Origin of the sequence: Streptomyces koelreuteriae, assembly GCF_018604545.1 — a bacterium.
In the GTDB taxonomy this organism is placed as follows: Bacteria; Actinomycetota; Actinomycetes; order Streptomycetales; family Streptomycetaceae; genus Streptomyces; species Streptomyces koelreuteriae.
This window is the reverse complement of record NZ_CP075896.1, coordinates 2,322,800-2,349,168: the sequence shown is the minus strand read 5'-3', so window position 1 is coordinate 2,349,168 and position 26,369 is coordinate 2,322,800. Positions and strand designations below refer to the sequence as shown.

General features: G+C 71.8%; 21 protein-coding genes. 16 read left to right on the top strand and 5 right to left on the bottom strand.

Annotation, left to right across the window (positions count from 1 at the left end):
* The first annotated feature begins 21 nt into the window (after positions 1–21).
* From KJK29_RS10205 to gatB, 7 genes are all read left to right on the top strand, one after another.
* Positions 22–1,026: a methionine synthase gene (locus tag KJK29_RS10205; RefSeq protein WP_215118387.1), complete on the top strand. Its 1,005-nt coding sequence runs from the start codon at positions 22–24 to the stop codon at positions 1,024–1,026.
* 15 nt (positions 1,027–1,041) lie between these two features.
* On the top strand, positions 1,042–3,237 hold the full coding sequence (gene ligA / locus KJK29_RS10200) for an NAD-dependent DNA ligase LigA (protein ID WP_215118386.1): 2,196 nt from the start codon (positions 1,042–1,044) through the stop codon (positions 3,235–3,237).
* 259 nt (positions 3,238–3,496) lie between these two features.
* Positions 3,497–5,794, top strand: coding sequence for a putative bifunctional diguanylate cyclase/phosphodiesterase (locus KJK29_RS10195; protein ID WP_215118385.1), 2,298 nt, complete (start codon positions 3,497–3,499; stop codon positions 5,792–5,794).
* A gap of 103 nt (positions 5,795–5,897) precedes the next feature.
* A complete protein-coding gene (gene gatC, locus KJK29_RS10190) occupies positions 5,898–6,194 on the top strand; it encodes an Asp-tRNA(Asn)/Glu-tRNA(Gln) amidotransferase subunit GatC (RefSeq protein ID WP_095936815.1) in 297 nt (98 codons plus the stop codon).
* A 6-nt stretch (positions 6,195–6,200) separates the two neighbouring features.
* A complete protein-coding gene (gene gatA / locus KJK29_RS10185; RefSeq protein WP_215118384.1) occupies positions 6,201–7,694 on the top strand; it encodes an Asp-tRNA(Asn)/Glu-tRNA(Gln) amidotransferase subunit GatA in 1,494 nt (497 codons plus the stop codon).
* Entirely contained in the window at positions 7,691–7,930 is a 240-nt protein-coding gene (locus KJK29_RS10180) for a hypothetical protein (RefSeq protein ID WP_215118383.1), read from the top strand. The genes gatA and KJK29_RS10180 overlap by 4 nt, the downstream gene beginning before the upstream one ends.
* 15 nt (positions 7,931–7,945) lie before the next feature.
* Complete coding sequence (gatB, locus tag KJK29_RS10175) at positions 7,946–9,460, top strand: Asp-tRNA(Asn)/Glu-tRNA(Gln) amidotransferase subunit GatB (RefSeq protein WP_215118382.1); 1,515 nt, start codon at positions 7,946–7,948, stop codon at positions 9,458–9,460.
* Between the two features lie 74 nt (positions 9,461–9,534).
* Here the strand turns inward: gatB and KJK29_RS10170 are convergent, their stop codons facing one another.
* Positions 9,535–10,338 (bottom strand): SAM-dependent methyltransferase, encoded by an 804-nt coding sequence (locus tag KJK29_RS10170; protein WP_215118381.1) that lies wholly within the window; start codon positions 10,336–10,338, stop codon positions 9,535–9,537.
* Between the two features lie 368 nt (positions 10,339–10,706).
* On the opposite strand from KJK29_RS10170, the gene KJK29_RS39355 reads away from it, so the two are divergent.
* The 7 genes from KJK29_RS39355 to KJK29_RS10135 all read left to right on the top strand — a co-directional run bounded on the left by KJK29_RS39355 (position 10,707) and on the right by KJK29_RS10135 (position 18,316).
* Positions 10,707–10,991 carry a hypothetical protein gene (locus tag KJK29_RS39355; RefSeq protein ID WP_370869197.1) on the top strand — a complete coding sequence of 95 codons (285 nt, stop codon included), beginning with the start codon at positions 10,707–10,709 and terminating at the stop codon, positions 10,989–10,991.
* Between the two features lie 158 nt (positions 10,992–11,149).
* Positions 11,150–13,396 (top strand): MMPL family transporter, encoded by a 2,247-nt coding sequence (locus tag KJK29_RS10160; protein ID WP_215118379.1) that lies wholly within the window; start codon positions 11,150–11,152, stop codon positions 13,394–13,396.
* On the top strand, positions 13,374–13,946 hold the full coding sequence (locus KJK29_RS10155) for a GNAT family N-acetyltransferase (RefSeq protein ID WP_215118378.1): 573 nt from the start codon (positions 13,374–13,376) through the stop codon (positions 13,944–13,946). Before KJK29_RS10160 ends, KJK29_RS10155 begins: the two co-directional genes overlap by 23 nt.
* Before the next feature lie 26 nt (positions 13,947–13,972).
* Positions 13,973–14,545, top strand: a complete 573-nt coding sequence (locus KJK29_RS10150; protein ID WP_370869126.1) for a hypothetical protein — start codon at positions 13,973–13,975, stop codon at positions 14,543–14,545.
* Between the two features lie 201 nt (positions 14,546–14,746).
* Positions 14,747–14,920, top strand: a complete 174-nt coding sequence (locus KJK29_RS10145; RefSeq protein ID WP_215118376.1) for a hypothetical protein — start codon at positions 14,747–14,749, stop codon at positions 14,918–14,920.
* A gap of 119 nt (positions 14,921–15,039) precedes the next feature.
* A complete protein-coding gene (locus KJK29_RS10140; RefSeq protein WP_215124222.1) occupies positions 15,040–18,084 on the top strand; it encodes a helix-turn-helix transcriptional regulator in 3,045 nt (1,014 codons plus the stop codon).
* A gap of 49 nt (positions 18,085–18,133) precedes the next feature.
* A complete protein-coding gene (locus KJK29_RS10135) occupies positions 18,134–18,316 on the top strand; it encodes a DUF6191 domain-containing protein (protein WP_215118375.1) in 183 nt (60 codons plus the stop codon).
* A gap of 19 nt (positions 18,317–18,335) precedes the next feature.
* Here KJK29_RS10135 and KJK29_RS10130 read toward each other — a convergent pair whose 3' ends face one another.
* From KJK29_RS10130 to KJK29_RS10115, 4 genes are all read right to left on the bottom strand, one after another.
* Positions 18,336–18,593 (bottom strand): DUF6221 family protein, encoded by a 258-nt coding sequence (locus KJK29_RS10130; RefSeq protein WP_215124622.1) that lies wholly within the window; start codon positions 18,591–18,593, stop codon positions 18,336–18,338.
* Positions 18,594–18,626: 33 nt separating this feature from the next.
* A protein-coding gene (locus tag KJK29_RS10125) for an IS5 family transposase (protein WP_370869196.1) occupies positions 18,627–19,456 on the bottom strand; the annotation gives its coding sequence in 2 pieces (ribosomal slippage) (positions 18,627–19,135 and positions 19,135–19,456; 831 coding nt in all).
* 75 nt (positions 19,457–19,531) lie between these two features.
* Entirely contained in the window at positions 19,532–20,704 is a 1,173-nt protein-coding gene (locus tag KJK29_RS10120) for a PQQ-dependent sugar dehydrogenase (protein WP_251057752.1), read from the bottom strand.
* A 145-nt stretch (positions 20,705–20,849) separates the two neighbouring features.
* Positions 20,850–21,848: an aldo/keto reductase gene (locus tag KJK29_RS10115; protein ID WP_215118372.1), complete on the bottom strand. Its 999-nt coding sequence runs from the start codon at positions 21,846–21,848 to the stop codon at positions 20,850–20,852.
* A 77-nt stretch (positions 21,849–21,925) separates the two neighbouring features.
* Between KJK29_RS10115 and KJK29_RS10110 the strand changes: the two genes are divergently transcribed.
* Entirely contained in the window at positions 21,926–22,876 is a 951-nt protein-coding gene (locus KJK29_RS10110) for a 2-hydroxyacid dehydrogenase (RefSeq protein ID WP_215118371.1), read from the top strand.
* Positions 22,877–23,219: 343 nt separating this feature from the next.
* Positions 23,220–26,234 (top strand): putative bifunctional diguanylate cyclase/phosphodiesterase, encoded by a 3,015-nt coding sequence (locus KJK29_RS10105; protein WP_215118370.1) that lies wholly within the window; start codon positions 23,220–23,222, stop codon positions 26,232–26,234.
* Positions 26,235–26,369 lie beyond the last annotated feature (135 nt).

Genomic DNA, 26,369 nt, shown 5'->3' with positions numbered 1-26,369 from the left:
GCCGCTGCGTAGGCTTCTCCGGTGAGCGAAAACAGCCAGTTCAGGTTCGGCGCCGCCACCGGTGTGGGGTCCATGCCGGGCGGCGACGCCCGAGAAGCCGCCAAAACCGTCACCGGAACCTTCGAGGACTTCCCCTTCCTGCCCGAACTGCCCGCCCGGGGACCGGGAGCGGACATGATCGGGCGGACCGCCGGACTGCTCGTCGAGCTGTACGCGCGCGTGGAGCCCAGCGGCTGGCGCCTGGGGGACCGGCCCGGTCGGGACACCAAGCGGGCCCGCTCCTGGCTCGGCGAGGACCTCGACGCGCTGGAGGAGTTCACCCAGGAGTACGAGGGGCCGCTGAAGGTCCAGGCCGTCGGGCCCTGGACGCTCGCCGCCAACCTGGAATTGCGTAACGGCGAGGCGGTCCTCTCCGACCCCGGGGCCTGCCGCGACCTCGCCGCCTCCCTCGCCGAGGGACTGCGTCTGCATCTCGACGAGGTGCGGCGGCGCATCCCGGGCGCGCGGCTCGTCCTGCAACTCGACGAGCCGTCCCTCACGGCCGTGCTGCGCGGCCAGGTGAAGTCCGCCAGCGGCTACCGCACCCACCGGGCCGTCGACCGGCAGATCGTCGAGGCCACGCTCCGCGACGCCATGGGGGTGCACGACGGCCCGGTCGTCGTCCACTCCTGCGCACCGGACGTCCCGTTCGCCCTGCTCCGCCGGTCGGGCGCGGCGGCCGTCTCCTTCGACTTCTCCCTGCTCACCGAGCGTGACGACGACGCGATCGGTGAGGCGGTGGAGGCCGGCACCCGGCTCTTCACCGGTGTCGTCCCGGGCACCGAGGGCCCATTGTCAGACCCTGCCGGTAGCGTCATGGGTGTCAGGACGCTGTGGCGCAGGCTGGGGCTGTCACCGGGGCTTCTCGCGGAGGCGGTCACGGTCACCCCGGCGTGCGGACTCGCGGGGGCCTCCCCGGGGTACGCGCGCACGGCTCTCGCCCACTGCGTCCGGGCGGCGAGATCTCTCGCGGACAACCCAGAGTAACGGGAGGACGACACGGTGGCCGGGGACAAGCAAGCGGAGACGACGACGGTGCCCGCCGAGGCACGGGAGAAGCACGCGCGCCTCGCTGAGCAGATCGAGGAGCACCGCTTCCGGTACTACGTGAAGGACGCTCCCGTCGTCAGCGACGCGGAGTTCGACGAACTGCTGCGTTCCCTGGAGGCGCTGGAGGAGCGGTATCCGGAACTGCGCACGCCGGACTCGCCGACCCAGAAGGTCTCCGGGTCGTACGAGACGGAGTTCACGGCGGTCGAGCACCGCCAGCGCATGCTCTCCCTCGACAACACGTTCAACGACGAGGCGATGGCCGCCTGGACGGAGCGCATCGCCCGCGAACTGGGCGAGCAGGACTACCACTTCCTGTGCGAGACGAAGGTCGACGGCCTCGCCGTGAACCTCACCTACGAGCACGGCCGTCTCACCCGCGCGGCCACCCGCGGCGACGGCCGCACCGGCGAGGACATCACACCGAACGTCCGGACGATCGCCGAGATCCCGGAGCGCCTCAAGGGCGACTCGGTCCCCGACCTCGTGGAGATCCGCGGCGAGGTCTACTTCCCGATGGAGAAGTTCCAGGAGCTCAACGCCCGGCTGGTCGAGGCCGGCGACAAGCCCTTCGCCAACCCGCGCAACGCGGCGGCCGGTTCACTGCGCCAGAAGGACCCGCGCGTCACCGCCACCCGCCCCCTGCACATGGTGGTCCACGGCATCGGCGCCCTGGAGGGCTTCACCGGTCTCAGCCGCCTCTCCGAGGCCTACGCCCTCCTCAAGACCTGGGGCCTGCCCGTTTCCGGCCACAACCGCGTCGTCGACGGCCTCGACGGCATCCGGGAGTTCATCGCGTACTTCGGCGAGAACCGCCACTCCGTGGAGTGGGAGATCGACGGCGTCGTCGTCAAGCTCGACCAGATCCCCCTCCAGGGCCGGCTCGGCTCCACCTCGCGCGCGCCGCGCTGGGCCATCGCCTACAAGTACGCGCCGGAGGAGGTCAACACCAAGCTCGTCAACATCCGCGTGGGCGTGGGCCGCACGGGCCGTGTCACACCGTACGCGCAGGTCGAGCCGGTGACGGTCGCCGGATCCGAGGTCGAGTTCGCCACCCTGCACAACCAGGACGTGGTCAAGGCCAAGGGCGTCCTCATCGGCGACACCGTGGTGCTGCGCAAGGCCGGTGACGTCATCCCCGAGATCCTCGGGCCGGTCGCCGACCTGCGCGACGGCAGCGAGCGCGAGTTCGTGATGCCGAGCGAGTGCCCCGAATGCGGTACGGCGCTCAGGCCCATGAAGGAGGGCGACGTCGACCTGCGCTGCCCGAACGCCCGCACCTGCCCGGCCCAGTTGCGCGAGCGCCTGTTCTACCTCGCGGGCCGCAAGTCGCTGGACATCGAGCACTTCGGCTATGTGGCCGCGGCGGCCCTCACCGCGCCGCTGGAGCCGAAGGAGCCGCCGCTGCTCGACGAGGGCGACCTGTTCGACCTCACCATCGACCGGTTGCTGCCCATCAAGGCCTACGTCCTCGACCCGGACAGCGGCCTGCCCAAGCGCGACCCGAAGAGCGGCGAGGAGAAGGTCGCCACGATCTTCGCCAACCAGGAGGGCAACCCCCGCAAGAACGCGCTCGCCATGCTGGAGAACATCGCGGCGGCCAAGCAGCGCCCGCTCGCCCGCATCCTCACCGGCCTGTCGATCCGTCACGTCGGACCGGTCGCGGCCGAGGCGCTGGCCAGGGAGTTCCGCTCGATCGAGCGCATCGACCAGGCCAGCGAGGAGGAGCTGAAGAACACGGACGGCGTCGGCCCGATCGTCGCCGCGGCCGTCAAGGAGTGGTTCGCCGAGGACTGGCACCGCGAGATCATCCGTAAGTGGAAGGCCTCCGGAGTCCGCATGGAGGAGGAGAGCACCGGCGAGGGCGAGGGGCCGCGCCCGCTCGAAGGGCTCACCGTCGTCGTCACCGGCACCCTCGAACACTTCACCCGGGACGGCGCCAAGGAGGCGCTGCAGAGCCGCGGTGCGAAGGTGACCGGATCGGTTTCGAAGAAGACGTCGTTCGTCGTGGTGGGTGACAGCCCCGGATCGAAGTACGACAAGGCGATGCAGATGAAGGTGCCGGTCCTGAACGAGGAGGGTTTCGCGGTCCTGCTGGAGCAGGGACCGGACGCGGCGGCCGAAGTCGCGCTTTCGGCCGAGGAGTAGCGGTTGAAGGCCACCCGTTCAGCGCATATCAGATGCATACGGGTGGCCGGGGCGCATTCGGGCAACCGTCCGCGACCGCTGCCCGTGGAAGCCTTCTGCGGCCTACTGTTGAGATGTGCGCCTGCCGTGCCCAGCTGCGGTCGGGGCATCTTCGTGCTCGCACAGAGCGCGGGGAAGGGTTTTCCAACGCGGGCCGCCAGAGGGTTGTCGGGCACCGGTCCGCGGGGCGTGGGCACCGCCGGCTGTGAGAGGGACGGGAATGGAACCGACCGAGAGCGCCGTGCCGGGCGCACGGCTGCGCCTGCGCCGCATGGCGGCCGTATGGCGTGCGGTCCGTGGGGTCGGACTGCCGGCGGTGCGTCCGGGTGCGGAGGGGCGCGCCGTCGGACAGTACACCGCGGACGGGCGTACCCCCGGTGGGCGCGCCGCGGCGGACGGCCGCGGCGGGCCACAGCCGGTCACCGAGCACACCCCGGGACTGACCGGCGAGGACGCGGACGGCGGACGGCACCACTCCTGGCCCGCGCTGCCCGCCGCGGTCGTCGCCGCGGCCGGGTTCGTCCTGGGCGCCGGCTTCTACCGCGCCTTCACCGGCGGCCACGCGCTGTTCCCGTCCGGCACGGCCGGCTGGGCGCTCGCCGTGCTGACCGGCGTCATCGTCGGCCACCTCGTCATGCTCGGCCGCTCCCGCTGGTGGGGCGGCACCGGCTCGGGCGCCGCCCTCACCCTCGCCGTGCTGCTGCTCTACGGCTGGGTTCCGGCCGGCATGGTCAGCCTCACGGTCGTCGTGCTGGTCGGCGTGGCCCGCCGCAACCGCTGGCGCCAGGGCGTGCTGCACGGGGCGGTCGACCTCCTCGGCATCGGCGCCGGCGCCCTGGTGCTCGCCGTGTTCGGGACCGTGCCGTCCGTCGAGTCGCCCGCGCGGCCCGACGCCTGGACGCTCGCCACCGCGCCCCAGGTGGCCCTGGTCGCCGCCTCCTACCTGCTGGTCACCCGCGTCCTGCTCTGGTATCTGCACGCCCCGCGCCCCGGGCTGCCCACCGTCGCCCGCACCGCCCTGGTCCGGCAGGGCCTGGTCGCGGTCGCGCTGCTCGGGATCGCGCCGCTGGTCTGCGTGGTGGCCGTGGCCAAGCCGATCCTGCTGCCCCTGTTCTCCATCCCCCTCATCGCCCTGGACTCCACCCTGTGGATAGCCCGGGCCCGCGCCGAGGAGCAGCTGCGCGACCCGCTGACCGGGCTGCCCAACCGGCAGTGGCTGCTGGAGCGCATCTGGACCGCGCTGGACGACGCCGAGCGGATCGACGCCCGCGCCGCCCTGATGCTGATCGACCTCGACCGCTTCCGGTCGGTCAACGACACGCTGGGTCATCTCGCCGGTGACCGGCTGCTGCTGCAGATCGCCGACCGGCTGCGGGTGGCACTGCCGCGCGGGGCCGAGGCCGCCCGGCTCGGCGGGGACGAGTTCGCCGTCTTACTGCCCGTCGCCGACTCCACGACGTCCGCGACCCGGGTCGCCCGGAGCCTGGTCGCCGCCCTCAGCTCCCCCCTCGACCTCGACGGCCTCACCCTCGTCCTGGAGGCCAGCGCCGGGGTCGCCGTCTTCCCCGACCACGCCCTGGACGCCGAAGGGCTGCTGCGGCGGGCGGACGTGGCGATGTACCAGGCGAAGCGGGACCGTACGGGCGTGGAGGTCTACGAGTCCAAGCGCGACTCGAACACCCCCGACCGGCTCGGCCTGCTGGGCGATCTGCGCCGCGCCCTCGAAGCGGGCGATGTGCATCTGCACTACCAGCCGAAGGTCCGCTTCGACGGACAGGTCGTGGGCCTGGAGGCCCTGGTCCGCTGGGTGCACCCCGAGCGGGGCAAGGTGCCGCCGGACGAGTTCATAGCGATCGCCGAGTCCTCGGGCCTGATGCCCCACCTCACCGAGTACGTCCTGGAGGCCGCGCTCGGCCAGGTCGCGCGCTGGCGTTCCCAGGACCTGTTCGTACCGGTCGCGGTCAACGTCTCCCCGCGTGATGTGCACACGCCCGGCTTCGCGGGCTCCGTCGCCGCCCGGCTGGCCCGGCACGGCGTGCCCGCGGGAGCGCTCCAACTGGAGATCACGGAACACGTCCTCCTGGAGGACCCGCAGCGCGCCGCCGACACCCTCAACGCCCTGACCGGGCACGGCGTGAAGATGTCCCTGGACGACTTCGGCACGGGCTACTCCTCGCTCGTGCACCTGCGCCGGCTCCCGGTCAGCGAACTGAAGATCGACCGCTCGTTCGTGGCCCGGCTCGCCGTCGACACCGAGGACGCGGAGATCGTGCGCTGCACCGTCGACCTCGCGCACTCCCTCGGCCTGCTCGTCGTCGCCGAGGGCGTCGAGGACGACGAGACCTGGGAGCGCCTGCGCGACCTCGGCTGCGACGCCGTCCAGGGCTGGCTGGTCGCCGCCGCGATGCCCCCCGACGAGACGACGGCCTGGCTGCGCGCCCGGGGCTCGCGCGGCTGGCAGCGGCCCCGCGCCGCCCTGCCGGCGGCGACGGCGGACGACTCGGGCCGCGTCGGCTAGCCCTCCGCGCGACAGGGCCCGGCAAACCGTTTCACGGGCACGGCCTCCCGCCCCATAGGATTGGGCCAAACCACACTCACTCACCACCCCAGAGGATCGCTGCATGCCTGGCATCACGCGCGAGGAGGTCGCCCACCTCGCCCGGCTGGCGCGTCTGGAGCTGAAGCCCGAAGAGCTCGACCACTTCGCGGGACAGCTGGACGACATCATCGGCGCGGTCGCCCGCGTCAGCGAGGTCGCCGACCAAGACGTACCGCCGACCTCGCACCCGCTCCCGCTGACGAACGTCATGCGCGTGGACGAGGTCCGTCCGTCGCTCACCCCCGAGCAGGCGCTCTCCGGCGCCCCGGCCCAGGAGCAGCAGCGTTTCAAGGTGCCGCAGATCCTGGGGGAGGACTAAGAAGTCATGACGGACATCATCAAGCTCACGGCCGCCGAGACCGCCGCGAAGATCGCCTCCGGCGAGCTCACGGCCGTCCAGGTCACCGAGGCCCACCTCGCCCGCATCGAGGCCGTCGACGAGAAGGTGCACGCCTTCCTGCACGTCGACCGTGAGGGCGCCCTGGCGCAGGCCCGTGCCGTCGACGAGAAGCGTGCCAAGGGGGAGAAGCTCGGTCCGCTGGCCGGCGTTCCCCTCGCGCTCAAGGACATCTTCACCACCGAGGGCATCCCGACCACCGTCGGTTCGAAGATCCTCGAGGGCTGGATCCCGCCGTACGACGCGACGCTCACCCAGCGCCTGAAGGCCGCCGACGTCGTCATCCTCGGCAAGACCAACATGGACGAGTTCGCCATGGGGTCCTCCACCGAGAACAGCGCCTACGGCCCGACCGGCAACCCCTGGGACCTCACCAAGATCCCCGGCGGCTCCGGCGGCGGCTCCTCCGCCGCGCTCGCTTCCTTCCAGGCGCCGCTCGCCATCGGCACCGACACCGGCGGCTCCATCCGCCAGCCCGCCGCCGTCACCGGCACGGTCGGTGTGAAGCCGACGTACGGCGCGGTCTCGCGCTACGGCATGGTCGCCTTCTCCTCCTCCCTCGACCAGGGCGGCCCCTGCGCCCGCACGGTCCTGGACGCCGCTCTGCTGCACGAGGTCATCGCCGGGCACGACCCGCTCGACTCGACCTCCATCGACGAGCCCGTCCCGGCGGTCGTCGAGGCCGCCCGCAACGGCTCGGTCGAGGGCATGCGCGTCGGCGTCGTCAAGCAGTTCCGCGGCGAGGGCTACCAGGCCGGCGTCATCCAGCGGTTCGACGAGTCCGTCGCGCTGCTGAAGGAGCTGGGCGCCGAGATCGTCGAGCTGGACTGCCCGTCCTTCGACCTCGCGCTGTCGGCGTACTACCTGATCGCGCCGTCCGAGTGCTCCTCCAACCTCGCCCGCTTCGACGGCCTGCGCTACGGCCGCCGGACCGGCGACGACGGCGCGCACTCCGCGGAGGAGGTCACCTCCCTCACCCGCGAGGCCGGTTTCGGACCCGAGGTCAAGCGCCGCATCATGCTCGGCACGTACGCCCTGTCGAGCGGCTACTACGACGCCTACTACGGCAGCGCCCAGAAGGTCCGCACGCTCATCAAGCAGGACTTCGACAAGGCGTTCGAGCAGGTCGACGTCATCGTCTCGCCGACGACCCCGACCACCGCCTTCGCGATCGGCGAGCGCGCCGACGACCCGATGGCGATGTACCTCGCCGACCTGTGCACCATCCCGACCAACCTGGCGGGCAACGCGGCCATGTCGCTGCCGTGCGGTCTCGCCCCGGAGGACAACCTCCCGGTCGGCCTGCAGATCATCGCCCCCGTCATGAAGGACGACCGCCTGTACAAGGTGGGAGCCGCCGTAGAGGCCGCCTTCGTGGAAAAGTGGGGCCATCCGCTGATCGAGGAGGCTCCGTCGCTGTGAGTGCACTGACCAAGGCCAAGGGCTTCAAGAAGTCCAAGTCCGGCACGTACCTGTCCATGGCCGGGACCGCGTTCGGCGCGATCGGCGTCGCCAAGCGGCTGAAGAAGGCCCGCGCCGAGCAGGACACGCTGGTCCTGATCGACGCCACCGTGTCCGCCGTCGCCATCGTCACCGGCCTCGCCATCCTCTACCGCGAGCTGAAGCGGCTGGGCGACGACGACGTCCTGCTGGGCTGAGAGGGAAGTTTCACCGTGACCACCACGACCGACCTGGTGTCGTACGAGGACGCACTCGCGTCGTACGACCCCGTCATGGGCCTCGAGGTCCATGTCGAACTCGGCACCAAGACCAAGATGTTCTGCGGCTGTTCGACCGCGCTCGGCCAGGACGCGAACACGCAGACCTGCCCCGTCTGCCTCGGCCTGCCCGGCGCGCTCCCGGTCGTCAACGCGACCGGCGTCGAGTCCGCGATCAAGATCGGCCTCGCGCTGAACTGCGAGATCGCCGAATGGTGCCGCTTCGCCCGGAAGAACTACTTCTATCCGGACATGCCGAAGAACTTCCAGACCTCCCAGTACGACGAGCCGATCGCCTTCAACGGCTACCTCGACGTACAGCTGGAGGACGGCGAGACCTTCCGCGTGGACATCGAGCGCGCCCACATGGAGGAGGACACCGGCAAGTCGACGCACGTCGGCGGCGCCACGGGCCGTATCCACGGCGCGTCCCACTCCCTGCTCGACTACAACCGCGCCGGCATCCCGCTCATCGAGATCGTCACCAAGCCGATCGAGGGCGCGGGCGAGCGTGCCCCCGAGGTCGCGCGGGCCTACGTCCGTGAGCTGCGCGAGCTCATCAAGGCGCTCGGCGTCTCCGAGGCCCGGATGGAGATGGGCCAGATGCGCTGCGACGTGAACCTGTCGCTGCGCCCGAACGGCACCGAGAAGTTCGGCACCCGCTCGGAGACGAAGAACGTCAACTCCCTGCGGTCCGTGGAGCGCGCGGCCCGCTTCGAGATCCAGCGGCACGCGGCTGTCCTCGGCAGCGGCGGCACGATCATCCAGGAGACCCGGCACTTCCACGAGGACACGGGGTCGACGACCTCGGGCCGTGTGAAGGAGGAGGCCGAGGACTACCGGTACTTCCCGGAGCCCGACCTGGTGCCCGTGGCCCCGTCGCGCGCGTGGGTCGAGGAGCTGCGGGGCGCCCTGCCCGAGCTGCCGCTGGTCCGCCGCAGCCGGCTCCGTGAGGAGTGGGGCGTCTCGGCCGTCGAGATGCAGGCGATCCTCAACGCCGGTGCGCTGGAGCCGATCGTCGCCACCATCGAGGCCGGGGCCGACGCCGCCTCCGCCCGCAAGTGGTGGATGGGCGAGCTGGCCCGCAGCGCCAACGAGTCGGGCAAGGCGCTCGACGAGCTGGCGATCACGCCGCAGCAGGTCGCCCGGGTCACCGAGCTGGTGACGAAGGGCGATCTGAACGACAAGCTGGCCCGGCAGGTCATCGAGGGCGTCCTCGCGGGCGAGGGCACCCCGGACGAGGTCGTCGACAAGCGCGGTCTCAAGGTCGTCTCCGACGAGGGCGCGCTGACGGCGGCCGTCGAGGAGGCCATCGCGGGCAACCCGGGCGTCGCGGACAAGATCCGCGGCGGCAAGGTGGCCGCGGCCGGCGCCCTGGTCGGCGCGGTCATGAAGGCGACCCGGGGCCAGGCCGACGCGGCTCGCGTCAAGGAGCTGATCCTTCAGAAGCTGGGCGTCAGCGAGGGCTGACCTTCGCGGACCCGGCCTGCACGCAGCTGACAGGGGGGATGCACCGGACCCGGTGCATCCCCCCTGCGCGTGTTCTACGGCTTGCGCCCGACGACCCGGACGAAGCCCAGCGTGCCGCCCTGGTCGAGTCGCAGCATCTCGGCGCACTGGCCGGCCATCCGGACGTGCCAGTCGTCCGTGTGCTCGTCGGCGACGATCTCGCACCAGCGCAGCCAGTCGCGCCAGCCGTCATCCAGCCAGTCGGCCGTCTCGACCTCCACGGCCCCGCTGCGGGTCCAGTGGCGACGCCACCAGGCGGCCGAGTGGAAGCACCAGAAATCGGGCTCCCAGAACGGCTTGAGGTGCTCCGGCGGCTCGACGCCGTCGATCTCCTCGCGCAGCGCCGGTACGACAACACCGATCCGCCCGCCGGGCTTCAGCAGCCGCGTCAGCCGGGGCAGGTACAGATCATCGGTGCCGAAGTACTGGTAGGCGTCGACGGAGACGATCGCGTCGAAGCTGCCCTCGCCGAACGGCAGGTCGTGCGCCTCGGCGAGCACGGGCAGGACACGGTCGGCCACGCCCGCCCCGGCGATGCGCGGGGCGTTCTCGCCCGGCTTGATCCACAGGTCGGCGGCGGTGACCGACACGTCGTACTCCTTGGCGAGGAAGATCGACGTCATGGCGCGTCCGCAGCCCAGGTCGAGCACGCGCGAGCCGGGGCTCAGGGTGTCGAGTCCCAGCGCCGGGGCCAGCCACTCCAGCAGCCAGAGCGCGTGCGGGCCCATCTGGTTGTCGATGGCCCAGCGGGCGTCGTAGCGGTTGCTGCGCGGGTAGCGGGGGTGGTCGGTGCGGTCAGCGAGGGGGTCGTTCGGGGTCCGGGAAGTGTGGTCCGACATCGGTGAACGGGCTCCTTGAGTCCTTGGAGAGGAAAGGGGATGCGTAGGAGCTCGGTCGGACCGTCAAACAATGCACCTGCTTCGGCCGGGCGGCGGGCTGCCGCGGGCGTTCCTCGGACCGGCGGACGCTAACAGGGGGGCGCACGACCCCGCACCCGGTTTTTCGTTCATGACGCGCTACCGTCTCGCCCATGCATGGACGCGCTGAATCCGACACCGACCCAGAGATAGCGGACTCGGAGCCGGCCGCCGTTCAGAAAGCCGACCAGGACGAGGAGCGGGAGCCGGACGACGAGCCGGATGGCGCGGACCATCCCGACGGCGCGGACCGTCCGGACGATGCGGACGCCGACGATGACGACGACGACCTGGATGACGACGACGATCCGGATGACGACGACGACCTGTATGACGAGGACGTGCGGCGGGCCCGCTGGACCGCCGCCGGGACCGGTGCCCTGCTGACCCTCGCGGGCCTGGCCGCGGCGCTGCTCCGTCTCACCCGCCCGGCGCTCGTCCCGGCGGCGTACGCCTGCGGTGCGCTCGTGTGCGCCGGCGCCGCCGCGCTGGGCTACCGGGGACGCACCCGGCGGGCGCTGTGGCTGCTGATCGCGGGGACGATGGTGATGGCGCTGGGGGACCAGTTCGACTGATCACGGCCACTGTGAATAAGCCCACGAAAGCGACAAAGGATCTCGCGCGCCTGTAAGAGTGGCTTCGCATTGCTCATGCGTTCTTTGCTGGATGTTCAGGTCGCGGACGACTGCTCCCGGTCAAAGATCCACAAAAAGTCACCCTGGGAGCACGTCTCGTGGCAGCCCTAGCACGCTGGTGTGTCCAACGCCGTCTGGTCACCGTTCTGCTCTGGCTGCTCGCCTGCGCGGGGGTGGCCGCGGGCGCCGCCGTCGCCGGCTCCGCGTACTCGAACGACTACCAGGTCCCCGGCACCGAGTCGGGCCGCGCCACCGAGCTGCTGCACGAGGGCTTCCCGAAGCTCGGCGGCGACAGCGACACCGTCGTCTGGCACACCACGTCCGGCACCGTCCGCGCCGCCGACGTCGAGCAGACGATGACCCGCACCCTGGACAAGATCGAGCACCTGCCCGGCGTGGCCTCCGTGACCAGCCCCTACGACGGGCCGGGCACGGGCCGGATCAGCGCGGACGCCCGCACGGCGTACGCCACGGTCACCTTCGACGACCGGGCCGAGGACATCGACCAGGGCGAGGCCAGGGCCGTCGTCGACACCGCGAAGAGCGCGGAGACCGACGGGCTCCAGGTGGAGCTGGGCGGCAGCGCCGTCGCCCTCACCCAGTCCTCCGGCGGGCACATCGCCGAGATCGTCGGCGTGGTCGTCGCCGCGGTCGTGCTGTTCCTCGCCTTCGGCTCGCTCGCCGCCTCCCTGCTGCCCATCGCCACCGCGCTGGTCGGCGTCGGCACCGCCTACGCGGGGATCGTGCTGCTCGGGCACGCCATGACCGTCGCCGACTTCGCCCCCATGCTCGGCATGCTGATCGGGCTCGGCGTCGGCATCGACTACGCGCTGTTCATCGTGACGCGGCACCGGCGCGGGCTGAAACGCGGTCTTTCGGTCACCGAGGCGGCCACCAACGCCGTCGCCACCACGGGACGCGCGGTCGTCTTCGCGGGTGCCACCGTTTGCATCGCCCTGCTCGGCATGCTGATCCTGCGGCTGAGCTTCCTCAACGGCGTCGCCATCGCGGCCAGCCTGACCGTGGTCCTCACCGTCGCGGCCTCCGTGACCCTGCTGCCCGCCCTGTTGTCCTTCATCGGCCCCCGCGCGCTCAGCCGCCGCGAACGCCGCCGCCTCGCGGAGCACGGGCCCCAGCCGGAGCTGCCCACCGGCTTCGCCGCCCGCTGGTCGGCCTTCGTGGAGCGCCACCCCAAGGTGCTCGGCGGGGTCGCCCTGGTCGTCATGGCCGTCCTCGCGCTGCCCACGTTCTCCCTGCACCTGGGCACCTCCGACCAGGGCAACGACCCCAGGACGGCCACCACCCGGCAGGCCTACGACCTCCTCGCCGACGGCTTCGGGCCCGGCGTGAACGGCCCGCTCACCCTCGTCACCAAGGTCGACGGAGCCGACGACAAGCTCGCCCTGGACAACCTCGACGGCACACTCCGCGCCACCGACGGCGTCGCCTCGGTCACCCCGGCGACCTTCGACTCCGGCGGCCACACCGCGTACCTCACCGTCGTACCGGAGTCCTCGCCGCAGTCGAAGCAGACCAGCGACCTCGTCGACCGGCTGCGCGGCGAGGTGCTGCCGCGCGCCGAGGCGGGCACCTCGCTCGACACGCACGTCGGCGGCATGACGGCCGGCTACGACGACTTCGCCGACGTCATCGTCTCCAAGCTGCCCGTCTTCGTCGGCGTCGTCATCGGCCTCGGCTGTCTGCTGCTCCTGCTGGCCTTCCGGTCGATCGGCATACCGCTGAAGGCCGCCGCGATGAACGTCGCCGCCGTGGCCTCCGCCTTCGGGGTGGTGGTCGCGATGTTCCAGTGGGGCTGGGGCAGCGAACTGCTCGGCCTCGGCAGCGCGGGCCCCATCGAGCCCTTCCTGCCCGTGATCATGGTCTCGGTGCTCTTCGGCCTCTCCATGGACTACCAGGTGTTCCTGGTCAGCCGGATGTACGAGGAGTGGCTGGAGACCGGCGACAACCGGCGAGCCGTGCGCGTCGGCCTCGCCGAGACCAGCCGGGTCATCAACTCGGCGGCGGTCATCATGATCTCCGTCTTCCTGGCCTTCGTCCTCAGCGGCGACCGCGTGATCGCCATGTTCGGCATCGCCCTGGCCGCCGCCGTCGCCCTGGACGCCTTCGTCCTGCGCACGCTCCTCGTCCCCGCCCTCATGCACATGCTCGGCGGCGCCAACTGGTGGCTGCCCCGCTGGCTCGACAAGCGCCTGCCGCGGATCAGCATCGAACCGCCCGAGGCCCGGGCCGCCCATGAGAGGCTGGCCGCCGCGACGGACGCCGAGGTGGCGGACGTCCTGGCGGAGGAGGAGCGGCAGCGGGATGTACGCGATATCCCTGGGTGACGACGCCGAGCTGAGGCCCCTCGAGCCCTGGCACGCCGAGGAGTTCTTCGCGCACCTGGAGCGGGGCAGGGACTTCATCGGGCAGTTCATCAGCTTCGGTTCGCAGGAGACGGACGTGGAGTCCGCGCGGGCCATGCTCCAGCGGTACGCCGACATGCGCGCGGCCGACACCCGCTCGCTGCACGGCCTGTGGCTGAACGGCAAACTCGTGGGCGGCGTGCTGTTCCTGAACTTCGACGCGGCGAGCGGCAACTGCGAGGTCGGCTGCTGGCTGGAGCCCGCCGGGACGGGGCGCGGCCTGGTCACCCGGGCCATGCGCGTCCTCATCGACTGGGCGGTCGAGGAGCGCGGCATTCACCGGATCGAGTGGGTCGCCGCAGCGGGAAATCAGCCCAGTCTGAACGTGGCCCGGCGCCTCGGCATGACCCGCGACGGTGTGCGACGCGAGGCGCACCCCTATCGTGGCGTACGGCACGATCTCGAAGTCTGGTCGGTGCTGGCGCCCGAGTGGCGGGCGGCCCGCGCGCGTGCCGCTCACAACGATCATTAAGAGACTTCTCAGACAGCGACTTTACGGTGCGAGACATGGCAACGAACGCAGTGGACGAGACCAAGGCCACCGAGGCCACGACCGAGAAGGCGGTGGACACCACCGAGTCCGACGAGGCGACCACGACCGAGGCCCCGGCCGAGGCGGAGGTCGTCGAGACAGAGGTTGCCGAGACCGAGGTCGTCGCGACCAAGGAGGAGACCCCCTCCGGCACCGGCCAGGGTGCCGCCGCCGTGGTCTCCGCCGCGCTGGGCGTCGTCTCGCTCACCGGCAGCTGGGTCGGCACGATCGCCGCGGCGCGCCAGAACCTGGTCGGCCAGCTGGAGACCGCGCAGGGAGCGGGCGTGGCCCAGCAGATCCAGGCGGTCTACGGCGACGCCTGGCAGGCCACCGCCCTGTGGGCCGGCCTGTTCGCGGTCGTCGCGCTGGTCGTCGGCGTCGTGACGCTGGCCCGGCCCGCGTTCGGCACGCCCGGCAGGATCCAGGCCCCCTGGATCAAGTCCGTCGCCTGGGCGGGCGTCGCGCTCGGTGTCATCGGCCTGTTCCTGGCCGTCCTCAAGTACACCGGCATCCTGCTCGGACTGCCCTCCGCAGGCTGAGTCACCGCAGGTCCTGAGGGGTCTTAGGAGTTCCGTAAGCACCTTACGGAGCCCCTGGGACCCCTCAGCCGTGTCCTAAGGCCCCGGCCGCCGCCGAAGATGCGGAACTCTCCCGATGTGGCGGGCCCGCCTGGGAGACGAGAGTGAGGTCAGCACGGAGAAACCCTCCGTGACCGACCCTCTCACCTCGAAGGACACACCATGTTCGAGTACGAACTCCAGCAGTTGCGCACCGCCGACCTCATCAGCCGGGCCGAACACCAGCGCCTGGTCCGCGAGGCCGCCCGGGCCCGCCGGGAAGCGGCCGAGAACTCCGCCGAGCACGAGAGCCATACCCGGGGCTTGCGCCGGACCCGGTCCACCCGGGCCGCGTGAACGCCGGGGCGGCACCGGCCGGAGCGGCGGCCGTCGGTGTCCTGTCCTCCGATCGGAAGACCGGTGATCGGAAGACCGCTGATCGGAAAACCGGTGCCGCTGTGTCGGACACGCATGCGATGCTCGGGCCCGTGGAGACCAGGTCCGTCAGCCCCGTGTTCGTCGGCCGTGCCGAGGAGTCGGGCGCGCTGCACGACGCCCTCGCCCGCTCCCGCGAGGGCGAGCCGCAGGCCCTGCTCATCGGCGGAGAGGCCGGGGTCGGCAAGACCCGCCTCATCGAGGAGTTCGCCACCGCCGCCCGCCGCCGGGGGGCGGTGGTCGCACTCGGCGGCTGTGTGGAGATCGGCGCCGACGGACTGCCCTTCGCGCCGTTCTCCACCGCGCTGCGCGCCCTGCGCCGCGAACTCCCCGGCGAGCTGGCCGCCGCGGCCGCCGGACAGGAGGAGGAGCTGGCCCGGCTGCTGCCCGAGCTGGGCGAGTCCGGCACCGGGCGGCGCGACGAGGACGGCATGGCCCGCCTCTTCGAACTCACCGCCCGCCTGCTGGAGCGCGTCGCCGCCGATCACACGGTCGTCCTCGCCCTGGAGGACCTGCACTGGGCCGACGCCTCCACCCGCCATCTGCTCGCCTATCTCTTCCGCACCCTGCGCACCGGCCGCCTCGTCGTCCTCGCCACCTACCGCTCCGACGACATCCACCGCCGCCATCCGCTCAGGCCCCTGCTCGCCGAACTCGACCGGCTCCGCACCGTCCGCCGCCTCGAACTCGCCCGCTTCACCCGCGAGGAGGTGTGCCGCCAGGTCGCCGGCATCCTCGCCCAGGAACCCGACGCGGACCGGATCGACGCGATCTTCGAACGCTCCGACGGCAACGCCTTCTTCGTCGAGGAACTCGCCGTCGCCGGACTCGAGGGCTGCCGCAGGGGGCTGACCGACTCCCTGCGCGACCTGCTGCTCGTCCGCGTGGAAGGGCTGCCCGAGGAGGCCCAGCAGATCGCCCGGATCGTCGCCGAGGGCGGCTCCACCGTCGAGTACCGGCTGCTGGCCGCCGTCGCCCGGCTCGCCGAGGACGATCTCATCGAGGCGCTGCGGGCCGCCGTGAACGCCAGCATCCTCGCCCCCGCCCGCGGCGGCGACGGCTACCGCTTCCGTCACTCCCTGGTCCGCGAGGCCGTCAGCGACGACCTGCTCCCCGGCGAACGCTCCCGCCTGAACCGCCGCTACGCCGAAGCCCTGGAGGCCGACCCGACGCTCGTCCCCGCCGACCAGCGCGCGGCCCGCCTGGCCAGCTACTGGTACCACGCCCACGACCCCGCCAAGGCCTTGCCCGCCGTCCTCGACGCCTCCGTCGAGGCCCGCCACCGCCACGCCTACGCCGAGCAACTGCGGCTGCTGGAACGGGCCATGGAACTGTGGGACGCCACCCCCGACGCCGTACGGAGCACCCTGCGCCCCGTCGACTACGCCGAGGTCTACCCTCCCTGCGGCTGCGACCCGGCCACCACCGCGCTGCGCCATCTCGACCTGCTGGCCGAGGCGGCCGTGGCCGGACGGCTCTGCGGGGAGCGCGAACGCGCCCTGAAGATCACCAAGCGGGCGCTGCGCCTGCTGGACGACGAGGACGACCCCCTGCGCGCCGCCTGGTTCTGGATCCAGCGCTCCCGGCTGGTGCAGAGCCTCGCCCGCGGCGACGGCTGGAAGGAGATCGCCACCGCGCAGGACCTGGTCCGGGGCCTGCCGCCGTCCGAGGTGCACGCCGAGGTGCTCGCCCTGGCCGCCCACTGGTCGATGCTCCACGAGCCCGGCCCGGAGGCCCTGACGGCCGCCGAGCGCGCCGTCGAGTACGCGCGCATGGTGAGCGCCGACGACATCGAGTCCAACGCCCGGCTCACCCTCGGCGGCCTCATGGTCGACGCCGGGCAGATCGAGGCCGGGCTCACGCACATGTACGAGGTCAGGGACGAGGTGGTCGCCCGGAGCCTCGCGGCGGTCGTGGGCCGCAGCCATGTGAACCTGCCCCACGCCCTCGAAGGCCTCGGCCGCTCCGAGGCGTCCGTCGACATCCTGCGCGAGGGCCTGCGGCTCACCGGGGCGATGGGCCTGCGGGTCGCCGAGGCCTGGATCTGGAGCAACCTCGCGGAGTCGCTCATCTCGCTGGGCCGCTGGGACGAGGCCGCCGAAGCGGCGGGCAACGCCCAGCGGCGCGGTCAGACGGCCGGGCCGCACGGCTCCGGCGCCAACAGCCTGGCGTTCCTCGCACTCGCCCGCGGCCGGGTCCCCGAGGCCGCCCGCCATCTCGCCGAGGGCCGCGCCGCCTACGGTCCGCTCGACCCCATGCCGCAGCACGAGCTCCCGGTCTCCTGCCTCACCATCGCCGTCGCCGTCGCCGAGGGCCGCCTCCCCGACGCCCGCGCCGAACTGGCCCGCACCCTGGAATCCGGCTTCCCGCCCGGCACCCAGCGCTACGCCTGGCCGCTGCTGCTCGAAGCGGCCACCGCGGAGGCCGACGCCCGCGCCCTGCCCGCCGCGCGGGACGGCCGCGCCGAGGCCCTGGACGGCATCCTCAAGGCCACCAAGCGCCTCACCACCAACGCCCCCGTCTGGCTCGCCCACGAGAGTTGGGTCCGCGCCGAACTCCAGCGCGCCGAGGGCCTGAGCACCCCGGACACCTGGTCGCGGGTGGTCACCGCCTTCGAACCCCTGGAGCGGCCCTACGACCTCGCCCGCGTCCGGTACCGCCTGGCCGAGTCCCTGCTGACGGGCGGCGGCGAGGACGAACGCGACCGCGCCACGGAGCTGCTGCGCCTCACCCAGACCGTCGCCCGCCACCTCGCCGCCCGGCCCCTCGCCGAGTCCGCCGCCGCGCTCGCCCAGCGCGCCCGCCTCCCGGTCGCACCCGCCTCGCAACCCGCCCCCGCCCCGGCCGACCCCGCCGAGGCCCTCGGCCTCACCAGCCGGGAACGGGATGTACTGCGCCTGGTCGCCGTCGGCCATACCAACCGCCGGATCGCCGAGGAGCTGTTCATCTCCCCGAAGACCGCGAGCGTCCACGTCTCCAACATCCTGGCGAAGCTCGGCGTCTCCGGGCGCGGCGAGGCGGCGGCGGTGGCGCACCGGCTGGGGCTGTTTCCGGCCGAATCGGTCATACCCCGCCCGGCGGGCTGAGGCATACGCTGTAAGGGAGGCCGCTGTCGCCGCGGCCGAGGGAGGCACCGTGTTCAACGTGTTCGAGGAGCTGTTCTCGCCCGGCCGCAAGCACACCCGCGACGAGCAGAACCGCCTGGAACTGACCCGGGAGGACACCGGCGACGGTGATCCCGGACGCGGGCCGATAGACCTGGCGTCCGGGAAGGTCGTCGTACGCCCGCAGCAGGAGCCGGAGGACCACGAGGGCTAGAGCTTGTCTCCTTGAAACGCTATGGGCGCCATTCCTGCCGGTAGGCGGGGTGCTCGGCGTATGACTGGGCTAGGACCCGAAGTACGTATGCCAGGCCGGCCATGCGGGAGTCCGAGGGATCTATGGCCTTGTAGTCGTGCGCCAGTTGCTCGGTCAGGTCGAGCATGGGGAGATGGCTGTCGAGAAGAGCCTCGCCGCCCAGGGTGTCGGCCACGTAGGCATAGGCGTGGTTGTCGTCCATGATGCGCGCGACGAGGAACTTCACAAGATCGTCCATGTGGTCATCTTCGCGGGCAAGGCGCTTCGGCCGTCAAGCGGCTGTCCAGATGAGGATGGCCGCGAGGTGGAGTCCGGCCTGGTAGGCGATGGCGAGCTTGTCCGTTCGCATGGCCAGGCCGCGCCACTGCTTCAGCCGGTTGATGCACCGCTCGACGGCGTTGCGCTGCTTGTACGCCTCGGCGTCGAATGCCGGCGGGCGGCCTCCGTCGCGGCCCCGGCGCAGCCGGTGGCCGACCTGGTCGGACGGCTGGGGGATGACCGCACGGATCCCGCGTCGCCGGAGATGATTGCGGATCGCGCGGGATGAATACGCGCGGTCCGCCAGGACGGTATCGGGACGGTTTCTCGGTCGTCCGGGTCCGCTTCGCGGAACACGGATGCCTGCCATGACCGTCTCGAAGGCCGGAGCGTCGCCCGCCTGGCCTGCGGTGACGCGGAGGACCAGGGGCCGTGCACGGCTGTCGCTGGCGAGGTGGACTTTCGTGCTCAGGCCGCCGCGGGAGCGTCCGAGGGCATGGTCATCGGGTTCGGCCCGGCCTGGCGCCCCCTTTTCCTGGCTCCGGCGGCGTGCTGGTGAGCCCGGCAGACAGTGGAGTCCACCGAGACAGTCCAGCCGATGTCGTCAGCGTCGTCGGCCGCTGCCAGGACCGCGGCAAGGATGAGTTCCCAGGTGCCGTCCACGGCCCACCTGATCAGGCGTTTGTGAGCGGTCTGGAACGAGCCGAGCTCGTCCGGCAAGTCCCGCCAGGGCGAGCAGGTGCGGTACTTCCACGCGATGGCCTCCAACGTTCGGCGGTGATCGGCCCATCGCCGACCGCGGACCGGATCGGCCGGCATCAGCGGCTCGATCCGGCCCCACATCGCATCAGTGATCACTAACCGGACGGACACATCCGATCAACTGACCAACCGATCAAAGAGACACGCTCTAGGCGGCTACGACACCCGCAGCTCGAGGATCCGGTCGTCCCCGTCCTCGGGGCTGCCCCGGCCGTCCGTGTTGCTGGTCACGAGCCACAGCCGGTCGCCGCCCGCCGGGACGACCGTGCGCAGCCGGCCGTACTCGCCGTCCAGGAAGGCCTGCGGTTCGGCCGAGGCCTCCGTGCCGTTCAGCGGGATGCGCCACAGCCGCTTGCCGCGCAGGCCCGCCATCCAGACCGAACCCTCGGCGTAGGCGATGCCGCTGGGGGACGCCTCGGCCGTCGTCCACTGGTCGATCGGGTTGTGGAAGTCCCCGTCGCCCGACCTGCCCTCGGCCTCCGGCCAGCCGTAGTTGTCGCCCGGCTTGATCGCGTTGAGCTCGTCCCAGGTGTCCTGGCCGAACTCCGAGGCGAAGAGCCGCTGCTTGGTGTCCCAGGCGAGGCCCTGCACATTGCGGTGGCCCAACGAGTACACCGGCGAGCCGGGGAACGGGTTGCCCGGCGCGGGCTCGCCCTCCGGGGTCAGGCGCAGGATCTTGCCGCCCACGGAGTCCTTGTCCTGGGACAGACCGGTGTCGCCGCTCTCGCCGGTGCCGACGTAGAGCATCTTGTCCGGGCCGAACTCGATCCGCCCGCCGTTGTGGATGAAGCCCTTGGGGATGCCCCTGAAGACCGTGTCGGGAGCGCCGAGCTGCTCACCGGCGGGCTTCTTCTCGTCGTAGAGCATGCGGACGATGCGGTTGTCGCCGGCGGAGGTGAAGTACGCGTAGACCATGTGGTCCGAGGCGTAGTCGGGCGACAGGGCGATGCCCAGCAGGCCGCCCTCGCCGGCGGCCGATACGCCCGGCACCTCGCCCAGCTCGGTCTTCTTCCCGGTCTTCTCGTCGACCCGGACGATCGTCCCGTCGTCCCGGGAGGAGACGAGCAGACCGCCGCCCGGCAGCGGAGCGAGACCCCAGGGGGAGTCGAGGCCCTCGGCGACGGTGCGCACCACCTTCACCGAGCCCTTCGCGGGAGGTGTCTCCTCGGCGGCCTTCCCCGGCGGCGCGGAGGACTGCGGTGCCGTACGACCGGGGGAGGCGCCCTCGTCGGAGCCGGAGGTTCCTCCGCCGTCGGAGGAGCAGCCGGCCGTCAGCAGGAGCGCGGCGGCGGCCAACACGGCCGGGACGGCTCGACGTTGCACGATCATGGTCCCTTCGACGCGGCGGGTTCTCCCTGTCATACACCGCTCGGGCCTCACAAGTTCCCGATCGCCGAACCCCGAACCGCGAACGGGGGGCCCTGGGCGGGTTTGTGCCGTACGCACCCGGCCGGCGTCAGGGTCCGGACCCGGCTCAGTCCCACGACCCCTGGGCCCGGGGCAGCACTGCCACTTCCCGCAGATTGTCCGGCGTCAGACGCAGGGCCGTCGCGGCCGCGTTCTCCGTGACCCAGCGCTCCTGCTTCGTGCCCGGGACCGGGACCACGTGCGGGCCCTGGGCGAGGACCCAGGCGAGGGCGACCTGGGCGGTGGTGACGTGCTCGCCGTGGCGGCGGGCCACGCGGCGCAGGCCCGCGACGATCGGCTGGTTCGCGGCCATCATCTCGCCCGTGAACCGGGGGTGCCGGGCGCGCAGATCGTCCGCCTCGAAGCCCGCGCCGGTCCGCAGCCTGCCGGTCAGATAGCCGTTGCCGAGCGGCATCGCGGCGAGGAAGCCGACGCCCCGCGTCTGACACCACGGCAGCAGGGTCTCCAGCGCCTCGGGCGACCACACCGACAGCTCCGCCTCCACCGCGCTCACCGGGAAGACCTGCTGCACCCGCTCCAGCTGCCGTATCGTCGCGTCGTGCGGGCGGGCCCCGCCCCGGCGGCCCGCCCGCGCGCCCACCGCGCACAGACCGAGCGCCCGCACCTTCCCGGCCTGGACGAGCTCGGCCATCGCGCCCCACGTCTCCTCGACGGGCACCTCCGGGTCGGCCCGGTGCAGCTGGTAGAGGTCTATGACGTCCGTCTGCAGACGCCGCAGCGAGGCGTCGCAGGCACGTTTCACATACCCCGGGCGGCCGTTGGCGACGATGTGCTGGTCGCCCACCAGCAGACCGACCTTGGTCGACACGAACGCGTCGGACCGGCGCTCCTTCAACGCCCGCCCCACCAGCAGTTCGTTGGTGAAGGGGCCGTACATGTCGGCCGTGTCCAGCAGGGACACGCCCAGGTCCAGGGCCCGGTGCACCGCCCTGAGCGACTCGTCACCACGCTGCCGAGAGGTGCTGTAGGCCCAGCTCATCGGCATGCACCCGAGTCCGACGGCCCCCACCGCGAGCGCCGCCGCGCCGATCGTCCTGCGCTCCACCTGGTCGTGACCCTCCCTGTTCCGGCCACCCCAACCTAACCTCTGCCGTCGCACGCTCCTGACATAGCCTCCAGAGCATGACTGCTGACGTGTGGCTGCCCATCCCGCCGGAAGAGATCGAGGGACTCCCCGAGGGTCCCGGCTACCGCTACTGGAACGGCGAGGACGACTTCCCCGCCGACCCGGCGGACTGCGCCTTCTACGTCGTCCCCTACATGAAGCCGAGCCCGCTGTGCGTGCGTCCCATGCCGCAGATGAGTCATGTAGAGGTCGTGCAGACCCTCTCGGCCGGGATCGACCACGTGCAGCCCGGGCTGCCGCACCTGCCTCCGGGCGTGCGGCTGTGCAACGCGCGCGGGGTGCACGAGGCCAGCACCGGAGAGCTCACCCTCGCGCTGATCCTGGCCTCGCTCCGCGGGATCCCCGACTTCGTCCGCGCGCAGGACCGGGGGGAGTGGCTCGGCGGATTCCGGCCCGCGCTCGCCGACAAGAACATCCTCATCGTGGGATACGGATCGATCGGCGCGGCCATCGAGGACCGGCTCGTTCCGTTCGAGGTGGCGCGGGTGGCGCGCGTCGCGCGCTCCGAGCGCACCACGGCGCGCGGTCCGGTGCACCCGCTCACCGAACTCGCCTCCCTGCTCCCCGAAGCGGACGTCGTCATCCTGTCCACACCGCTCACCGAGGCCACCCGCGGCCTGGCCGGGGCCGACTTCCTGTCCCGGATGAAGGACGGCGCGCTCCTGGTCAACGTGGCCCGCGGCCCCGTCGTCGACACCAAGGCCCTGCTCGCCGAGGTGGAGACCGGCCGCATCACCGCCGCCCTAGACGTCACCGACCCCGAGCCCCTGCCGCGCGAACACCGGCTGTGGCGTGCGCCGGGGGTACTCATCAGCCCTCATGTCGGCGGACCCACCTCCGCGTTCCTTCCGCGCGCCGAGCGGCTCCTGGTGGACCAGTTGAACCGTTATGTGAACCGGGAGCCGCTCCGCAACGTGATCCTCACGACGGGTGCATCAACAGACTGAAGCGACCTCGGGTACCGTCCGCAATCCTTCGGGTGCGGTGGGTACTCATATATCTGTTGATCGTCACGGAGAGTAGAGAACCTATGTCCCTGAGTGACGAGACTGGTGTATCGTCCCGACAGGGGCAGCGCCGGGGGATATTCGGCGCCGGGGACGGACACTTCGGACTGTGAGGGGGGCGACAGGCGATGCACGGCCCATGGACGAGCGATCCGACCGGACGGGGCGGCCGGCGGCGACCCTGGCGGACGGCCGCGTTCCGACGCGGTCACCACGCCGATCACGGCGGCCACCACACCCACCGCAGCGATCATGACCAAGGCGCACGGACCGGGAGGGCCCGGTGAGTGCGCCCCCGACCCCCATGCTGGACGGAGCGCTGCGGGCACAGCCTCCGTCGCCAGGGGTGCTGCTGCCCCGTACGCCGCTCTCCGGCCCTCGGCCGGGCCTGGCCCTCCAACTCGTCCTCGCCCTCGTCTGCGCGGGATACGCCGTCGGTTCCGCGCTCGGCTGGGGCTCCTACCAAGTGGCGCTCATCATGGGCGACTTCGGGCTGAGCGCCGCAGCGGCCACGGCCTCCGTGTCGTGCTTCCTCTACGCCCGCAACCGCCGCACCCGCTTTCGACCCGCATGGCTGCTCTTCGGCCTCTCCTCGGCCATGGCGGCCCTCGGCAACCTCGTCTGGGGGTGGTACGAGGTGGTCCTCGGACTGCCCGTGCCCAGCCCCAGCTACGCCGACCTGTTCTTCCTCTGCTTCGCGCCGCCCGCCATCGTCGGGCTGCTCGTGCTCGCCAAGCGGCCGGCGTCCAAGGCCGGCTGGGTCTGTCTCGGGCTGGACGCCTGGCTGATCGGCGGCTCGCTGCTCACCCTGGCCTGGAGCCTCGCCCTTGCCCAGGCCGCCAAGTCCGAAGGGCCCGGCGTGGCGCACACCGCGCTGTCGCTGGCCTACCCGCTGCTCGACATCGCACTGGTCAGCATGGTCCTCGCGCTGCACTTCAGGCGCTCCGCGGTGAACCGCTCCGCGGTCAACACCGCCATCGGCGCGCTCGCGCTGACCGTGATGTGCGACGCCCTGTTCACCTCGCCGCTGATGCACCACGACTACCGCTCCGGCCAGTTGCTCGACGCGGGCTGGTTCGCCGGCTCGCTGCTCCTGGCGTACGCCCCGTGGGCCGCGCCCCGCACGCCGGACACCGACCGGCACGGCCTCGACCGGCAGAGCACGACCGGGCACACGCGCGTGGTGCACGAGCACCTGCCCGGGCAGCGCAGCGGGCCGCACCACCAGCCGCCCGCACCCGGAGGCGAGCTCGGCCGCTATCCGGCCGCCCGGCCCATCTCCGGCTCCCTCGCCGCCCTCACGCCGTATCTCGCGGCCGCCGTGTGCACGCTGGGGATCCTCTACAACGTCCTCAACGGCCGCAGCGTCGACCGCGTGGTCCTGCTGACCGGGGGCACGGTCGTGCTCGCGCTCGTCGTGCGCCAGGGCATCATGCTGCTCGACAACATCACCCTCACCCAGGAACTGGCCCAGGCGGAGAACCACTTCCGCTCCCTGGTGCAGGGCTCCAGCGACGTCATCATGATCGCCGCGCCCAGCGGAGTCCTGAGGTACGTCTCCCCGGCCGCCGCCGGTGTCTACGGCCGCTCGGCGGAGGATCTGGTGGGTACGGAACTGGCCAATCTCATCCACCCGGAGGACCTCGGCTGCGTCGTGCATGAGGCGCGCAGGTTCCTCGCCGCCAGCCCCGTCGAGGAACCCACTACGCGCATCGAGTGCCGCTTCCGGTCGGGTGACGGAGCCTGGCTCAACGTCGAATCGACCGTCAACCGCCATCACGGCGGCCTCATCTTCAACAGCAGGGACGTGACCGAAAGGGTCCGGCTCCAGGCCCAGTTGCAGCACAACGCCGAGCACGACCCGCTCACGGACCTGCCCAACCGCGCCCTGTTCACCCGGCGCGTCCAGCACGCCCTCTCGGGCCGAAGGGCCTCCGACCGGGGCGTGGCCCTGCGGAACACGGCCGTGCTGTTCATCGACCTCGACGGCTTCAAGGCCGTCAACGACACCATCGGGCACCAGGCGGGGGACGAGCTGCTCGTCCAGGCCGCCCGCAGACTCCAGGACTCCGTCCGCCAGGGCGACACCGCCTCCCGGCTGGGCGGCGACGAGTTCGCGGCCCTGATCGTCGGCGACAACACCCGCGACCGGGCCGCCCGGGAGCGGCACATAGTGGAACTCGCCGACCGCCTCAGGACGACGCTGTCCCAGCCGTACCTCATCGACGGCAACGATGTCCGTGTCAACGCCTCCATCGGCGTCGCCTTCGCGGACGCGGGCCTCGGCGCGGGCGAGCTGCTGCGCAACGCCGACCTGGCCATGTACCGCGCCAAGGCCGGCGGCAAGGGCCGCGTCGAGCTGTACAAGCCACAGATGCAGCAGGACGTCGTACGCAAGGTGGAGCTGGCCACGCGCCTGCGGGCCGCGCTGCACGACGGCGAGTTCGCCCTGCTGCACCAGCCGGTGGTCTGCCTGGAGGACGGCCGGATCACATCGGTGTCCGCGCAGGCGCGCTGGCGCTCCTCACAGGGGGTGCTGTTCACCCCGGCGGAGTTCCTGCGCGTGGCCGAGGACAGCGACAAGACCGCCGAGCTGGGCCGGTGGGTGATCGAGGAAGCCGTCGAGCAGGCCGCCGAGCGGCAGGCGACCGGGCTGTCCGTGCCGGTCGTGGTCCGGATGAGCGCGCGCCGCCTGCTGGACCGGTCGATGCCGCTCGGCTCGATCGAGGCGCTGCTCACCCGGCACGGGCTGCCCTCCGGGTCGCTGATCATCGAGCTGTCCGACACCGGCCCGAAGGTCTCGCCGGACGAGCTGGAGCGGCGCCTCGGCGCCCTGCGGCGGGTCGGCGTCCGGATCGCGCTCGACGGGTTCGGCAGCGACTGCGCGGCGATCACGGCCCTCAGGCGGTTCCCCGTCGACATCCTGAAACTCGACCGCGCGCTGGTCGAGGGCGTCGTCGAGTCGGCCCGGCTGTACAAAATCACCAGTGGGCTGCTGCGCATCGCCACCGATCTCGGGCTGAAGTCCGTGGCCGAGGGGGTGGACCTGCCCGAGCAGGTCGTCGCCCTGCGCGCGATGGGCTGCACGCACGGGCAGGGCATGGCGTTCTCCGGACCGCTCGACGAGTACCGGCTGCGCCGGGCGCTCGCCGGTGGCCACTACCCGGTGCCGAACGCACCGGCCGAGCCGGTGTTCGCGGGCGGCGCCCCGCGGGTGTACAGCTCGGGAGTGTCCGCCGTCATCGGAGGCGGTACGGCCCTACGCTCACATAATGAGACTCCCGTCCCACCCACTTGACAGTGAGTGTGCGCCGGGGGGAGGGTCTGTGCCATGCGCACCCGAATTCTCGTACTTGGAAAGCGCGTCGGCTGACGCTGAGCCTCGACCGCTCAGCGACTCCACCCGGCGCGCTCCCCTCGCTTGCCTTATGGC

Bases quoted from the DNA above. Each gene is read 5' to 3' on its own strand.
- KJK29_RS10195 (WP_215118385.1), top strand. From the start codon at position 3,497: ATGGAACCGACCGAGAGCGCCGTGCCGGGCGCACGGCTGCGCCTGCGC.
- gatC (WP_095936815.1), top strand. From the start codon at position 5,898: ATGCCTGGCATCACGCGCGAGGAGGTCGCCCACCTCGCCCGGCTGGCG.
- gatA (WP_215118384.1), top strand. From the start codon at position 6,201: ATGACGGACATCATCAAGCTCACGGCCGCCGAGACCGCCGCGAAGATC.
- KJK29_RS10170 (WP_215118381.1), bottom strand. From the start codon at position 10,338: ATGTCGGACCACACTTCCCGGACCCCGAACGACCCCCTCGCTGACCGC.
- KJK29_RS10155 (WP_215118378.1), top strand. From the start codon at position 13,374: ATGTACGCGATATCCCTGGGTGACGACGCCGAGCTGAGGCCCCTCGAG.
- KJK29_RS10145 (WP_215118376.1), top strand. From the start codon at position 14,747: ATGTTCGAGTACGAACTCCAGCAGTTGCGCACCGCCGACCTCATCAGC.
- KJK29_RS10140 (WP_215124222.1), top strand. From the start codon at position 15,040: ATGCTCGGGCCCGTGGAGACCAGGTCCGTCAGCCCCGTGTTCGTCGGC.
- KJK29_RS10130 (WP_215124622.1), bottom strand. From the start codon at position 18,593: ATGGACGATCTTGTGAAGTTCCTCGTCGCGCGCATCATGGACGACAAC.
- KJK29_RS10120 (WP_251057752.1), bottom strand. From the start codon at position 20,704: ATGATCGTGCAACGTCGAGCCGTCCCGGCCGTGTTGGCCGCCGCCGCG.
- KJK29_RS10110 (WP_215118371.1), top strand. From the start codon at position 21,926: ATGACTGCTGACGTGTGGCTGCCCATCCCGCCGGAAGAGATCGAGGGA.